Origin of the sequence: Acidicapsa acidisoli (assembly GCF_025685625.1) — a bacterium.
Lineage (GTDB): Bacteria > Acidobacteriota > Terriglobia > Terriglobales > Acidobacteriaceae > Acidicapsa > Acidicapsa acidisoli.
Window position 1 is genome coordinate 134,204 of sequence record NZ_JAGSYI010000001.1, and the last position, 14,722, is coordinate 148,925.

General features: G+C 55.4%; 12 protein-coding genes. 4 read left to right on the plus strand and 8 right to left on the minus strand.

All coding sequences use genetic code 11. The features are described from left to right. Positions 1–265 precede the first annotated feature (265 nt). The gene (locus tag OHL23_RS00550) at positions 266–766 is read right to left on the minus strand and encodes a hypothetical protein (protein ID WP_263349790.1); all 501 of its coding nucleotides are present in this window, start codon (positions 764–766) and stop codon (positions 266–268) included. Between the two features lie 501 nt (positions 767–1,267). Here OHL23_RS00550 and OHL23_RS00555 point away from each other — a divergent pair. After that, on the plus strand, positions 1,268–1,615 hold the full coding sequence (locus tag OHL23_RS00555; RefSeq protein WP_263349791.1) for an ArsR/SmtB family transcription factor: 348 nt from the start codon (positions 1,268–1,270) through the stop codon (positions 1,613–1,615). Then, positions 1,596–2,105 carry an SRPBCC domain-containing protein gene (locus OHL23_RS00560; protein WP_263349792.1) on the plus strand — a complete coding sequence of 170 codons (510 nt, stop codon included), beginning with the start codon at positions 1,596–1,598 and terminating at the stop codon, positions 2,103–2,105. Before OHL23_RS00555 ends, OHL23_RS00560 begins: the two co-directional genes overlap by 20 nt. A gap of 402 nt (positions 2,106–2,507) precedes the next feature. Here the strand turns inward: OHL23_RS00560 and OHL23_RS00565 are convergent, their stop codons facing one another. Beyond that, on the minus strand, positions 2,508–3,101 hold the full coding sequence (locus OHL23_RS00565; protein ID WP_263349793.1) for a DinB family protein: 594 nt from the start codon (positions 3,099–3,101) through the stop codon (positions 2,508–2,510). A 194-nt stretch (positions 3,102–3,295) separates the two neighbouring features. Further along, positions 3,296–4,576, minus strand: a complete 1,281-nt coding sequence (locus tag OHL23_RS00570; RefSeq protein WP_263349794.1) for a hypothetical protein — start codon at positions 4,574–4,576, stop codon at positions 3,296–3,298. Positions 4,577–4,959: 383 nt separating this feature from the next. Here OHL23_RS00570 and OHL23_RS28650 point away from each other — a divergent pair, with 383 nt between their 5' ends. Further along, positions 4,960–5,640: a TetR family transcriptional regulator C-terminal domain-containing protein gene (locus tag OHL23_RS28650; RefSeq protein ID WP_396127248.1), complete on the plus strand. Its 681-nt coding sequence runs from the start codon at positions 4,960–4,962 to the stop codon at positions 5,638–5,640. 161 nt (positions 5,641–5,801) lie between these two features. Beyond that, positions 5,802–6,419 (plus strand): LytR/AlgR family response regulator transcription factor, encoded by a 618-nt coding sequence (locus tag OHL23_RS00580; protein ID WP_263349797.1) that lies wholly within the window; start codon positions 5,802–5,804, stop codon positions 6,417–6,419. Positions 6,420–6,504: 85 nt separating this feature from the next. Here the strand turns inward: OHL23_RS00580 and OHL23_RS00585 are convergent, their stop codons facing one another. The 5 genes from OHL23_RS00585 to OHL23_RS00605 all read right to left on the minus strand — a co-directional run bounded on the left by OHL23_RS00585 (position 6,505) and on the right by OHL23_RS00605 (position 14,477). Further along, positions 6,505–6,879 (minus strand): DDE-type integrase/transposase/recombinase, encoded by a 375-nt coding sequence (locus tag OHL23_RS00585; protein WP_263351688.1) that lies wholly within the window; start codon positions 6,877–6,879, stop codon positions 6,505–6,507. After that, entirely contained in the window at positions 6,876–9,545 is a 2,670-nt protein-coding gene (locus tag OHL23_RS00590; protein ID WP_263349798.1) for a hypothetical protein, read from the minus strand. Before OHL23_RS00590 ends, OHL23_RS00585 begins: the two co-directional genes overlap by 4 nt. A 280-nt stretch (positions 9,546–9,825) precedes the next feature. Further along, complete coding sequence (locus OHL23_RS00595) at positions 9,826–10,428, minus strand: class I SAM-dependent methyltransferase (protein ID WP_263349799.1); 603 nt, start codon at positions 10,426–10,428, stop codon at positions 9,826–9,828. 79 nt (positions 10,429–10,507) lie between these two features. Beyond that, on the minus strand, positions 10,508–11,668 hold the full coding sequence (locus tag OHL23_RS00600; RefSeq protein ID WP_263349800.1) for an iron-containing alcohol dehydrogenase: 1,161 nt from the start codon (positions 11,666–11,668) through the stop codon (positions 10,508–10,510). 565 nt (positions 11,669–12,233) lie between these two features. Continuing rightward, on the minus strand, positions 12,234–14,477 hold the full coding sequence (locus OHL23_RS00605; protein ID WP_263349802.1) for a GH92 family glycosyl hydrolase: 2,244 nt from the start codon (positions 14,475–14,477) through the stop codon (positions 12,234–12,236). Positions 14,478–14,722 lie beyond the last annotated feature (245 nt).

Genomic DNA, 14,722 nt, shown 5'->3' on the forward strand with positions numbered 1-14,722 from the left:
TTTCCGGTTATTTCCGGGGAGCATTTAAGCGCTCCTTTCAGACGTAGATGGCGATACCGGCGTTCTAACCATCTCAACAACCTTCTGTTGCGCCGCCCGTTTTGCATCGAACCGCCATACTTGACGATGATGGGCGGCAGGCCAAACGGAACAAATCGAATCGTAAGGCCCGCAGTGAGAGTGGCAACCAATAGCTCAATCGAAAGTGCAATTGGGCGGGAACGTCGGATGGACTTTTCGCTCGCTGAATTGGCAATCTGTTGCATCAGGCTTGTTCTCGTTCGAGCGCTTGGATGGACTGCCTGCAAAGAAAGAGCGGCACACTTCCGAAAATTCCAAAACTGCAGTCGATAAGGCGCCATGGAAAAGGAATGCCACGGATGGCACCAGCGATAAGGGCAAGCGGGACGACTCCAGCGCAAGCGATCAGCCCGAACGTGATCACCCACTTGTTGCGGACTGGGTCGATGTAGGGACCAACGAATGCAATTGCGATCACTAGATGTGCGAATGCGAGCCAGTCGGTGCCGTAAGCGAGAAATGGATAGTAACCGTTTGTAACGCGGAGAGCGTTATTGACGCGTTCAATCCACGGAAGTAGCCCGGTGAATTCGGAGATCGGTCGTAACCAACCTCCATGAAGGACGGATACGAGCCAGCCCATCTCCATTTCGAGAGGAAAAGCCGTGATGCCACTGAGGACTAGGCCGATGATGAAGACGGCGAGCCAGAAGCGAACGCGACGAAGATGATCGGATTGCGTCATGAATATGAACAGAGTAGATAGTTAGGGCCAGAACGTCGACCCGGCTGCCGGGAGGGACGGCGATCAATCCTGCGTTCCTTAAAGGTGATCATGGGACACTGCCCATGAATTCGGATACTATCTGAGGTTGTAAGCCTGCAAGTGGTTTAAGCGCATTTGTCCGAGATGCCGGTTTTGCAGCCAAGTGGATTGGATTTGTAAACACTAACCAACATGTCGGTATCTATACGAACCCATGAGCGAATCGACGATTGAGAGCTCCTGGCGAACCAACTGACAAAAAGATCACTTGGCCAACAGGCCGGTGATGCATCGAGAACAAGTCCTGAGGCAATCCGCATGCTTCCGGCCCTGATTGCCGCGCCACAACGGAGCGCGGCTCGCGCTCCTGCGCACCTTGTGGTCGACACTCTCGTCGTCTTGGTCCAGAGATCAAGGGAACAAAATCAGAAATCGCAGAATTCTCCTTGACATCGACAGAACATCCACTACCATTCGGTTGTGGATAGATTGAGTACAACATTTGCGGCTTTGTCTGATCCAACCCGCCGGGCCATGATCGAGCGGCTCTCCCATGGGCCTGCCTCTGTGCATGGATTGACGGAACCGTTCGCCCTCTCGCAGCAGATGATTTCAAAACATATTGCCTACCTGGTGCGGGCGCGGATTGTGATCAAGACGAAGCGTGGACGAGAGAGTGTGTGCACGCTTAGGCCAGAGGCGATCAAGACAGTCAGCGACTGGGCGATTAGCTATCGCCGATTCTGGGAAGAGAGCTTCGACAAATTGGATGTAGTTGTCAATCAAATGAAGAAAGAGGAGGTCAGAGATGACAGAAAACACGGTTAGCGAAATTGAGCGGATGGTTGTCACAAGAGTTTTTGATGCCCCACGCGAGCTGGTTTGGAAGGCGTGGACAGACCCGAAGTACATCATGCAGTGGTGGGGACCGAATGGCTTTACTGCGCCCGTTTGTCAGATGGATTTTCGCGTTGGAGGAAAATTTCTCTGCTGCATGAAGGCTCCAGATGGGCAGGAGTTCTGGAATGCGGTTGAATACTACGAGATTGTTCCGTACGAGAAGATCGTTTCCTTGATGTACTTTTCCGACTCGAAGGGAAGCAGGGTTGACCCTGCGCAATTAGGAATCGAACATGAGGCCATAGACGGTGCGTTCGACGTGACCACCTTTGAGGATCTCGGAAACGGCCAGACGAAACTCACCTTCATTGGAAATGAACCCATGGAGAGCGCGAAAAATAGCGGCCAGATGGAGGGCTGGATTCAGATACTCGATAAAGTTGCCGCAGTTGTTGCGGGGCTAGTGCAGGCGAACTAAGAAGTCGAAGTTTTGAAGATCATTATGCGCGAGATACAGTCAAGTGCGGCAGCGAAGGCTTAGTTGAAACAGCCTTCCCGTCCCTTGGCTGTACCGTCGCGTTTCCGGACACAGGTTGGCTTTAGCCCGCCGCATTGATCCAACATAAACCTGGTCGATCTGCGTTCATTGGTGCCGAGAAACGCGCTTCTTGTCACTTGGCCGTAAATTCGGCTGTTCGTACAAATGAAGCCCGTAGACGACTGACTGATTTGCCTATTCCCTCGCCAACCAGCCCGAAAGCTAACGAGGGGGACGCTAGAGGACCTCTGCCGTTCGGTTTGTAGCCCTAATAAGAAGGAAGAAAATCGATTTGGAGGAACGAATCATAATCTGCTAATTAGATTCGCTGCCAATGAGCTTCTACTTCGCGCTTGCCGGCGGCACAATGCCGTTCATCCGCAGATATTCCACCATTTGGCCGTAGTGGTCATTCCCATGTGCGGCTGCAAAAGCGGCGATCGTCGTCCTTGTACTGAAGCCGTCAATCGGCTTAATGGCTACAAACGCATTTTCTGCCGTAATAGTCGCTATGGCCTTGTGCGCATAGACGAACGATGCTTCCAATGCAGCCACCGCTTCGTCTCTAGTCGTAATTGACCCGATCGCCTTTACGTCGCGGTCAGGTTTAATGCCGCTCCAGCCGAAGAAGAAGTAATTCGCCTGCGCCAGGTGCGTCACCTGTGCCACAAAGGTGCGTACGGTGTCGAATTGCGTAGTTTGGCCCGAGGCGAAGATGCCTTGCGCTGGTGCGAAACTGTATTTATCAGCGGGCATCGCCTTTGCCGCCCCCACTACCTGGACTTCCATCAAGGACAGCAATCCGTCCACCGCTTTCGCGGGATCTTCCTTTGTACCCACCGGCGGTGACGGCGGTGGTCCGCTCATCTGTGAGTGCATCTGCACTCCACTACTCGAGATCACAGCAGCTGCAAGAACCAGAGTGAGAATTCGCATTGTTTATCCTCGATCCAAGTTTGTTTAAAGGCGGCTCCAGCATAACAGCCCTTCCCAACTGTCGTCTGATGTGGTGCATCCTGGGTCACTCGGTATCTGACGTGACCCAGGATCTTCTGCATAACCTCGAGTCTTGGCTTTCACACAACATACGGTTGGAATTACATGGTGTCGGAACTCCGAAAAAGCCCACTTTATCTCCCGAATGGGCCGGGGCCGAATCTCTGCGAAGAGTGGCAGGCATTCGCGGGCACAGTGGAATGCGGGTGTGTACGTGCGAAATCTGCAACCGACTCGCCGATCTCCTCCCTTGCAGGGGTTAATAGAATGGCGTGGATCTTGCCCGTATCCGGCCCGGTGAGCACCGTTGCCATACCCGAGATTTGTCCGCGCTCGTTGATATTGCTGGCCGCGATGATGAAGAGGTTGGAATCCCTGTGAATGAGCGTGTTCAGGTCGGTCATCACATTGTCCTGCCAGATGAAGCCACGGGACCAGCCGACGGAGTTGAAGGTGCTTCCCACCACCTGGCCCCGGTTGTTGATGCCTGTAGCAAAAGCGGCGCCATCTCCCGGCAGAATGCCGAGGCTTGTGACTGCGCCGCGTGCGCCGTTCTGCCAAAGAGAGGCAACGATGGTTGTGCCGTCAGCGCTCGTGACATACCCAACAACTTGGCCGTGGTCATTAATGGCGTAGGCGTCATTTCCATCGTGTCCTAGGCCTGGAAGCTGGAAGGCTCTGTCGTTTTCCCACAATACGGCGTGGGTCGCTATGTTCGCGCAGGTTCCCGAGGAGCCTACGGCCTGGCCTTGATCGTTGATGCCTTGTACGAAACCGTCCGGGTCGCGATCCACCGTAGGAAGAGCTCGGACTTCGCCTCTTTCCCAAAATGCCGGCGATATGATCTTTCCGGGCTTGCTAGGCGGGCATCCGGAGTCCTGGACCGTCGTTTCCGAAATGCCTACTATTTGTCTGCGGTTATTGATCGCGCTGGCCTGCCCGTTATTTCCGCCCAGCGTCGGGAGAGCCATCATGTGGCCGTCTCGCCAAAGAAACGGACGACACGTGAGGTGTGTGCCGAAGGCGCAAAAGTCTTCACCGTCTGGATCTGGAACAGATGTTTCGGCCAGACCGACAGCTTCCCCGCGATCGTTGATCCCGCCGTAGTTGGTCCAACTGTTCTTTCCTCCAAGCGTGCCGAGGTCGATGTTGAGTCCGTAGATGCCTATTACCGCGCGGCCACTTGCAATGGTCGTGGAGGTCGAAGTGATGGGCGGGTTTACAACCCCATCCATGTTCTCTGCCCAGCCCTGATTATTGAGTCCCATGACCATGCTGAAGTTGTCCGTGCTCTTGTTAAGGCCCAAATCGGTAATCTTGTAGCTGGTTTGAGCGAATGCAGTGCTGGCGCAAGCCAGAACAATTGTCGTAATACACGGTATCCGGATATTGCACAACTGTCTTAGTGTGTTCATGTCTCCTCTTTTCTCCATATGAAAGTCGCCGTGGCGAGATGACTGGCGATTTACGTCACGTATCACCCCACGCTCCAGCAGTTCAGGGCAGAATTGGCGCACAACTCCACAACATCTCCGCCGAGTGACAGCTAAGGGAGCATGTGGCGCTCCACGTTCATAACAATTACGTGACACAACAGGCCCAACATTTCAGATATCGAAGCAGAGTGGCAGACTAACAACCTCTTGGGACGGGTCCAAAGCACCTGGAACGACCGTTTCTCCAACTTTCCATACACACACTGGCGAGAGATTACAAAATTCAAGAACACTGAGCCGCCAGAAGTCAGACAGATCATTTTTATTGACTATAGAAATGGTTAACATACATACTTGTCGGTATGTTAAGTGCCCACGAGAGGAAGCGAAGGGTCCGTGATCCGGAGCGAACACGGGAACGCCTGCTGCAGGCTGCCTTTCGAGAGGTTCACAGATCAGGCTTCCAGAGTGCCGGCATCGATACAATTCTCGCCGCCACCAATGTCACCAAGGGAGCGCTCTATCATCACTTCGATAGCAAAGAAGCTCTTGGATATGCCGTCGTCGACGAAGTCATCGCAAAGATTGTTCGCGACAGGTGGTTGAGCCCTCTGCTTGGCAGAGGACAGCCAATTGACATCTTGATTAGCATTGTCCGGCGTATGTCTGTTCGGCCCAAAGACATTCGAACCGGTTGTCCACTGCTCAATTTGGCGACGGAAATGTCTCCGGTGGACGAGCAATTCCGCAAGCGTTTGGAAAGGATTTTCCTTGCCTGGCAGGAAGGAGTAGCTGCGCTCTTGCGAAGAGGACAGTCCGAGGGAACAGTTCGCCGCGACCTGAATCCAGAGGAAAGTGCCAGTTTTCTGGTCGCCATGGTCGAGGGTTACGCCTCGTTGGCGAAGAATGCTCAAGATGCCAAGGTGTGGGAAGTGGGAATTAGAAACATCGTGGGGTGGTTGAGGTCTCTTCGCGCGCCGCGTCAATCTCCAAAAGGCGGACGACCGATGTCGAAGAAGCGTGCTGTCCGGCGAGGGCGGTGATTTCAGTTTAGGGAACGCCATGAATCGAAGGAGATCGGCGATGGTACATTGTCTGAGTTTCGCCCTAATCCCAGAGCTCAGTTGAGTTCATGTAGAAGCAGCGCACGCACCATCCTCAATCGCGTAACGGAAATCGAAACGAAAGAACAAGGGGTTTCATCATGAGCGCCCGCACAATTCAGGATCAGGCCGTTGCGTGTAAAACCTTTGTTCAGCAAGCTGCTCACGCAGATGCAATCGCTCCGGTTGGCGCACGGCGGGGGACCGCGATGTTCTCCACCAAAAGTAAAAGGGGCCACACTCCTGGAGCGACAGAGGACCAGTACTTCGAAGCTGTAGATACATCATTGCCTCCCGTCGTTCGAGTTGATGCGGCGAGCCTCATGCGAATCTCGCGGCAGTTGGAGACCATAGCGAAACGACAGGGGCCGCGAATCGCGTTCAAGGCAAAGGGCACCATTTTACTGTTGAATCTATTCGACATTGTGGCAGTGCAAGCAGAAGGCAATTACGTCTCGCTGCAACATCGACCTCATCCCTATCTGGTGCACGAATCCCTCTCGTCCATGGCCAATAAGCTCAAACCCTACGGTTTTATTCGCATCCACCGATCTGTCGTCGTGAATATCTCGGCCGTTGAGGAGATCCAACCTCTACCGACGGGGGAGTACAGACTGCTTGTAAGAGGCGGAAAGGAATACTTAGTAACGCGTACATACAAACACAACCTCAGAGATCTGGCTCAACTGTGGGTAGGAACAGAATGGCTTTGCGGATAACAGGAGGCTTAGGTTGCGTCAATAAACGGGCTCTGGTGCAAATAACTGCTACAGCCGAATGTCGAGGATAAAGTGATGTTGTGTTTTATGCGGCGAGCACGGCATTCCAGATCGCAAGCACAGCTTGGCCTTTAATTTTCAGCCGATTTCGAGCGAATTGATCTTTGTGAATGCGACGGAGTAGCTCCACGCCAGCGATCGTGATAACGGCAGATTCAAAGTTCGTGAAGCCAAGCATAGGTTGAGTCCTGAACTTGACCCCACGGTGATCTTGCTCGATCAAGTTGTTCAGATACTTTGAAGAGCGTAGCTTCGTGCCCTTGGGCAACAGACTGTCTGTACGCATTTCGCGAACGGCGCGATGCGAAGCCACATAGCCATCGAGGGTGATCGTAAGATGCGGCTGCCCCTCATGCCTGATTGCCTTCTTGAAGAAGGCCTTGGCCGCCGATGCTTTCAGACAGTTACAGGCATCAGTGCGAAATAGGGCTGGTTACTGAGGTTGGCATTGAGTACTGGATGCAACGTGGCTGTTTCCGCGGTCCGAAGCTCGAAGTAATACTGCAGTGGATAGGGAGAGCCAGTGTAGCTGCTGGGGATGGCGACGCTGCAGGTGTTGCCGGTTCTCTTCATGGGTATCGAAAGCCAGCGTTCGCCATGGTTGACGTGGCGATACCAGAGGACAGCGCTCGTCACCGATTCAGGTACTGAGACGGAAAGCGCCAGATCTACGCCAGGTTGGAAGGGAGCCGGAGGCATGTGCTCAACTGCGACCGATGGGCGCGCAGGGGTACCGGCCAGATGCGCGAGAGCGGTGGAAGCGGAACCAGTCTGTTCTGACTTGGCAGCGAAGTGCTGCTCAAGGGCAGTAAGATCCTGCTCGATAACTGGAAGGCGATCGATCCAATGGCCGCGACGGAATCTGGGCTCGCCGTAGCTGATGTCTAACGCATAAACTCTGGAAGCACGCTGAGCCATGGCAGCCCAACTGTCGTGCGCTTTGCGATAGGCATTGAGAGAAGCTTCCGATGCCTGCGGGTCACCGGTGCGTGCGTGGATGGAATAGCTGAGTGCGGCGCGGAAGAGGTTGGCGTAGTAGAGACCGAGGCCGTTAAGGATGAGAATGTCTTCTTCAGCCTGACGGAAGGCTGCAGACGTAGAGCGACGATTGTCTGCGGTGCGGGCTGCGCTAAGAGCCTGTGTAGAAGTCTCTGCCATCACCTCAAGCCAGGCGATGACTTCGCTGGGGCTGTATCGGGCGTTTGCTGTGCCGGCGAGCAGATCAGCCGCGTGCTGATCGATCGTGGAAAAGAGCTGCGGATCGAGTGGGCTGATGGCGCTGACATTATGGGGAGCGGGTGAATCCGCGTAGAGTGGCTCGCCGGTAGTTGGAAGGATCGAGATGGGCGAGTATAGCTCAGGCCAGAAGCTGTGATTGGAGGCTGAAGGCAGCCATGCTGTGGTGATGAGGGGCAGAATGCGGCTTGAGTGCGCAAGAGCAGATTGCAATTCTGGACCGGATGGACCAAATTGATGGCGGAACCAGCGCTGATGGACATCCGACCCGCTTTCAGGGTTGTAAAGAGCACGGCCCCAGACGCGGTAGGTGATAGCGAACTTATCCGTATCTGGATGGGAGGCGGCGAGGGCCGCATCCGCATAGGCATTGCGCCCGCCAGGGTGGCCTGATCCTTCGCGGCCTTTGAAGGTAAGTGGCTCGCAGAGCTCCATGCCTGCAGCTCCGCAGAAGTGAGCGGCGCTGCCATAGCCCGAGGCAAGAGCCGGATCTGCCCAGAGAAGATGGTGCTGCGTGCCGGGCCAGACTCGATACAGAAGCGTGATGTCGTCACGCTGGCCATAGAAGTCGCCGTATCCGTAGCGGGTGAAGTTGCGCGCACCACTCGAGACGGCGAAGGTCCCTGTGACGCCTTGGCGCGGGTATTCGGCTGCGCGAATGTCGGCCTGGTGGTAGCCGAGGCCCAGGTGTTCTGCCCAGAATTTGGCGCCGGCTTTTACGGGCATGCCGGTCTTGTGGGCCATGTCGATCATGGTCTGATTGAGACCCTTTGCATGCATATCGATCTCGATGGTGCGGCCGGCTATGGCAATGGCTTCAAAGAGCGTCTGCCAGAAGGGATAGCTACCCTCAGGGATGCCGCTTTCGCCGTGAATACGCAGGGTGAGGCCCGTGATCTGTGGGCATGCTTTGAGCAGCGCGGACAGCGCGTCACGGCAATAGGCTGCGTGCGTCTCTGGTGTGAGGCCGGTGATGCGGTGATCGGCGTGCGGACTGTCAGTCCACTCATAAGCGTGGGTCCAGATGCCGAGCTGGAATTCGAGGCCGCGGCGATCTGTTTCTGCAGCAATGAACTGCAGCGTTTCGAGATTGCGTTGACGCTCGCCGTGCGCGATCGGCGGCTCGATGGCGACGTGGGAGTATGCAGGCAGCTCGACGAGATAGGGATAGGGGAAATGAAAGTAGTCGCCGGTGACGCCGCGAGGAAAGTCGTAGCCGAAGCCGAGAGCAAAGTTGAAGCGATTGAAGCGTGCGTAGGCTAGCGTGTCGAGATAGTGGGTCCAGAAGGCGCGATCATAGAACCACGACTTGTCTTCGACCTCAGAGATAAAAGCGCGGGCGACGCTGCGCACTTTGTTTGGCGTGGTTTCAACGATCGGTGTGGTGAGATGGAGAACCTCTAAGGGATCATCACCGAGCTGTATGCGGTCGGCGAGCTCGAGAAGCCCATAGACGAGACCACGCGCATCGATGCCGGTGACAAGAATGGCCGGGACATTGCGATAGCTGCCCGGAAGCAGAGCCGCGGTCTCCGGCTGCGTGATTGCAGGCAGTCTTCCGAAGCCTGCTGCAAGCGAGCTCGATGACGGAGCGACGACAATGGCTAGTTTGCCTGAAGGTGTGGAAAGAGTCAGGCCTTTTTCCGCGCAGGCGCGGTGGAGCTCGGCAAGCGCCCAATGCACAGATTCGACTGAGAGAAGAGCGCTTTTATCGGTGATGAGAGCGATTGAATCGCTGGCCGGAATCGCGTAGGCGAGATCAGCGGCAGTGAGAGAGGTGGCTGCAGCAGTGAGTTTGAGAAAGGTGCGCCGGCTGGGCTGAGTAGGCATCGAGAGTAAGTCCTCTACAGGCTACGAACGATGCAGACGGGCATGCATGCGGCCGTAACGCTCAGGAAATGCAAATTTGGCGTGCATGCGACGGCAAGAGCGGCGCATACCGAATTGTACGGGTGCAAGCAGCACGCGTGCGCCCACGAAACCAAGAATCAATGTGCCATTGAAATAGATGTGCACCGCTAAGATCTATCAAGACTCTTGTGAAGCGGGAAAGGTCAAGATTGAGTCCGGCGAACTGGTCGGTCAATAGAAGTCGACTTCAGGAGAGTGATTATCTTATGTATTTTTCCTTGAAGGCATCGAAATAGTGGTTTCCCCCAACATCCTCGTATTCCTCTGTGACCGATATGCCTGCGGCTCCGAGTAGCTTCCGGTATTCGTCGGCCCCCAGGGAAATTGATTCGAGGCCCGTCATTGCGTCAGCCCAAGCATGAGGTTTGGCGGTTGCGGTGAATAACAAACGGCCACCCGGCACCAGGAGATCCGCGAATCGCCGGATCAGGCGGCGCTGCTCTTCAGCTCTGAGAAGGAACATCAGCCCAATTGACAACACGCCATCGAAGGTTCGATCAAAAAAGCTCGACTCTAGGACGGATTCGCAAACGATGGGTGTGCCCGGTAGGTTGCGTTTGAATGCCGCAACAAACGATGGTGCTGCATCGACCCCAAAGACTTGAAGTCCTTCTTCGATCAGAACCACCGTGATGGGAAAGCCGGGCCCACAACCCAGGTCAATAACGCTGCTGCCCCGCGGCAGTGTTTTCGCCCACTTCCGTACTTCCTTCGCACCGATCGCATCAGAGCGGTTCCTACCATTGCCACGACGCGCAAGAAATTCTTCAGAGACTGATTCGTATCCATTGGATAGATCCATCTGAAGATGGTAGCAAGACGCCACGCCGTTCTTGGCAATAAGTCTCTCGGTAACAAAAACGCCGTATTCGAGGTAATCGTCAATTCCAAATCTGCCGATAAATCTCTTCGATTTCCGTTTTCGTTGGAATGCGAGGATTATTCTGTGGTGAACCTGAGGCCAGGGCTTGTTCCGCCATTGTTGGAATCAGTGAGAAGTATCTCTGTTCGGGAATGCCAAATTGTTTCGGTGAAGGCACCCCGAGATCCTGATTCCGCGCGAACAGTGCATCGACGAGTTTCCCGCCTGCATGGGCGTCAGAATCTAACTGAGACGCTACTCCTATGATTCGAGCACATTCCGCGTAGCGGCCTTCCGCAGCCTGCACTGAAAATGCGGTAACGGCCGGTAATAGCATTGCGTTTGAAAGCCCATGCGGCACGTGGAAATGCGCTCCAATCGGCCGGCTCATACCATGGACCAAGGCCACGCTTGCATTCGAGAATGCCATCCCGGCCTGAGTCGCAGCCAACATCATCGACTCGCGTGCGCGACGATTGCCAGGTTCGTGAAACACAGTCAGCAACTCCGCCCAAATGGTTTTCATAGCCGCCATTGCAAAAGCATCGGCGAACGCGTTTGCTTTGCGGCTTACGTAAGCCTCGATTGCGTGAGTCAGTGAATCGGTGCCTGTATCCGCCGTGAGCCTCCCGGGCATGCTCAGCGTCAATTCAAAGTCAACGATCGCCGCATTTGGTACTAGTGACGCACCCGCGATGAGCATCTTCTCGTCGGTTTCTGAATCGGTGATGACGGTGAAGCGCGACACCTCGGACCCTGTTCCGGCAGTGGTGGGAATTGCAAGGTGCAGCGGGCTCACATGCGGAATCTTGTTAGGCACTTTGTAATCGCTCGCTCGACCGCCATTGCTCGCCAGGATGCCGATCGCCTTCGCCGAATCGATAGGGCTTCCGCCTCCTAAGCTCACCAGCCCGTCATGTTTGCCTTGAACAAAAGCTTGCAAGCCTGCTATTACCGCGTCGGTCGTAGGATCCGGTACGGTTTCCGAGAAAACGCCACAAGCGATGCCTGCTTTCTCGATTTGCTGGCGCAACGACCCGGCCAGCCCCATACGCACAAGTACGGGGTCGGTGACGATCAGAGGGTGCTTGACGCCGAGGTGCTTCAAGACGCTCGACGCTTCAGCAATTGCTCCGCCGCCAATTTTGATAATCGGAGGAAGAAGGACTTCTATCGCCATTCTCTTTCCCTCATTCCTTTCTCGGATGGTTAGCCTAACAACGTGTCCCCGCAAAATCTGAGACGAGTACGGATGTTCACCTGTTGAGTGTACTTGTTCAAGTGTGAATCAACTTGCATCTTTCGCGATAGTTCGACCTCTGCGCAATCTGACTCTCATTTCTGGTTCAGAGAATCGATTAGCCGGACATGATCTATTCGCCTTCCGTGGACTCGTGGCAATTGTAGAATGTCTCGCCGTGCTATCAACTGGTCGGAGCAAGACTGCGGGTCACGTTGGCACAAGATCAAGACTGGGAACTGGGCTCGGCTTTATCAATTCTCTGCACCCTTCTCGATGAGCCCATAATCGTTTGTGCCCTCATTGAGCGCGGTCTGAGCCGATCTTTAGGGATTAGCCCCGAAAAACGCAGCATGCTCCGGGAGGACCCCCTCATTTTCTCCGAAGGCCACATCAGACGGTGCCGATCGTGGAAACGGGCTTCGCCCTGCTACCGTCAATCCAGGATAATTCCCAGAAGGATCGCCGGACACAATCCGACTTAAACGATGCCGCAGCGGCGGTCTTATACAAAACGTAGCTTTCCGCCCGCTTTTATCTCGTCGTGTTGAATCACGCCGCCGAGCAACGGTTTGCCGTCGAGTGAGGTATGGACAGTGCTGCCGCTTTTGTATGCATTTTCTACGATGAGGGTTTTGGTGTTGGGCAGGTGCACTGTGGCTCGGGCGAAGAGTGGCGCTCCGAGGATGTACTCCGGCTTGCCGGGGCAGAGTGGGTAGAAGCCGAGCGAACTGAGGATGTACCAGGCGGCCATGGAGCCGGTGTCTTCATCCCCCGCAAAGAGGTCCGGGGTGTAGAGTTCGTCCATCACGCGCTTGGTCCAGTGAGCTGTACGGTCCTGCCGCCCTGCAACAGTGAAGACATACAGGATGTGATGTGAGGGCTGGTTGCTGTGTGCATACTGGCCAAAATTGATGGCCGCCATCTCTGACATCTCGTGGATTTCGCTGCCGTAGGACCCGGTTTCGAAGTCGGGGAAGATCGTGAGCATCTTCTCGAGCTCGGCGACGACTTTCTCTTTGCCACCCATGGCTTCGATCAGCGCCTGCATGGCGTGGGGTGCGTCGAAGCGATGCTGATAGGCAGCACCCTCGACATAGGGGTCGCCCCAGCGAATGGGGCTGAAGGGTTCGAGGAAGCTTCCATCCGAGTTTTTGCCGCGAAAGAAACCCGCCTTAGGATCGAAGATGTTGCGCCAGTTTTCAGAGCGCTTCATGAACATGGCGTAGTCGTCGGTATTGCCCAGAGCTTTCGCGACCTGAGCAATACAGAAGTCGCCATAGGCAGCGTCGACTGTCTCGGCGGCGGCCTGTTCGACTTTGTCGGCGGGGTCATAGTTGAATTTCAGATAGTCATCGATACCGCGGCGCCCATAGCCAGCGTCGGGATTGCCGGGCTGGGTTGCGTGCTTCCTGAGCCCGGCATAGGCTGCGGCCATATCGAAGCCCTTGATGCCTTTGGCGGCTGCCTCGCCGAAGAGCGAATCGATGAGGCTGCCTGTCATGCATGCGCGATAGCCCGGGCATGGAAACTGTGGAAGCCATCCGCCCTCCTGGTAAGCATTGACCCACGCCTGCAGAATCTCTGCAAGGCGATCGGGGAAGAGAATGGTCATCATGGGATACCAGGCGCGATAAACGTCCCAGTAACCGTGATCGGCATACATCACGCCTGGCACGACCTTGCCGTTGTAGGGACTGCGATGTTGCATTGCACCGCTCGCATCCGGCTCATGCCATATGCGAGGGAACAACAAGGTGCGATAGAGGCAGGAGTAGAAGGTGCGCTGTTGCAGCTCCGATGCACCCTCGATCTCAATGCACTTCAGGTGCTTGTTCCATACCTGTTCTGCCTCGGTGCGCAAAGTGGCTATGGGCTTCGCGCCGAGTTCGAGTTGAAGGTTGCGATCAGCCTGCTCAAAGGAAATGAAGGAAGTTGCAATACGGACGTCCAGGGAGCGGACGCTCTCTGCAAAGCTGAGATGGGTTGAGCGATGCATCGTCAGATCTTTGTGCTCGAGGGCTGTCCATCGCTCGGAGAATTGCAAAACGTAATAGCAGGCAAAGTCGTTTGGTACGCCGCCGGAGTTGGCCGTGGAGCGGAAGCGAATTGTGCGCTGCGCAGCGTCCGGCTCTGGCATGGGAGTCTTGTCGCCCGGGACATCGAAGACGAAGCCTGGTATCTGGTCCTTGGTGTAACTGGCATGGATCAGTGCACCGCGTTCGGTCGGAACCAGCTCGGCCTCGATGCCGTAACGCAAGAGTTTCATCGCGATCGTGTGCGGAGAGAGGCGTGAATCCTCCGGGCGATAAGAGGTGGCCCGTTCGCCGTAGTCCAGGTTCGGAGTGCCGCATATCGGCAGGAACGTGGCCTGCCCGTAGTCCCCGAGCCACGGACTCAGCTGATGAGTGGAGCGAAAGCCTTGGATCCGCCGTTGCCCGGGCTGAAACATCCACGGCGTGTTCGGCGTTGTCTGCAGCGTCCAGTGCGCCATCCCGAAGGGTCGCGCTGCAATGGGCAGCGTGTTTCCGCGCGAGAAATAAGGCGTAGAATCGGTTCCTTGCAGAATGCTGACGAGTGTGACGGGACTCGCCGCCTGCTCATCCTTCATCGATGCGTGCTGCGTAACCGTGGGCGTCTGGGCTTTCAGTTGCGTCGCAACAGGCGCCATGGCCGCGGCGGCGGCAAAGCCTGTGGACTTAAGAAAAGAACGACGGCTGATTTCCAGGGGACTCTTTGGCTCACTCATTACGCTGCTTCTCCTATGTTTTATTGCAGATGCTTCGAATTGTATCTGTCAAAGTCAGTTGCCATCCGTGAGCTATGTTTCCCAAACCTGGGCGGCAATGACCGCAAACGGCACGTCGCCTTACAGTAAATTCGAGAGATCGCGGGTTACCAGTAGTTCCCCAGGCCGGAATCAAGCTACCCAGATGTCACTCGATCTCTTCGGATGGCGCTTTGATCCCGCGAGCGATTATCTCAGGGCCTTCC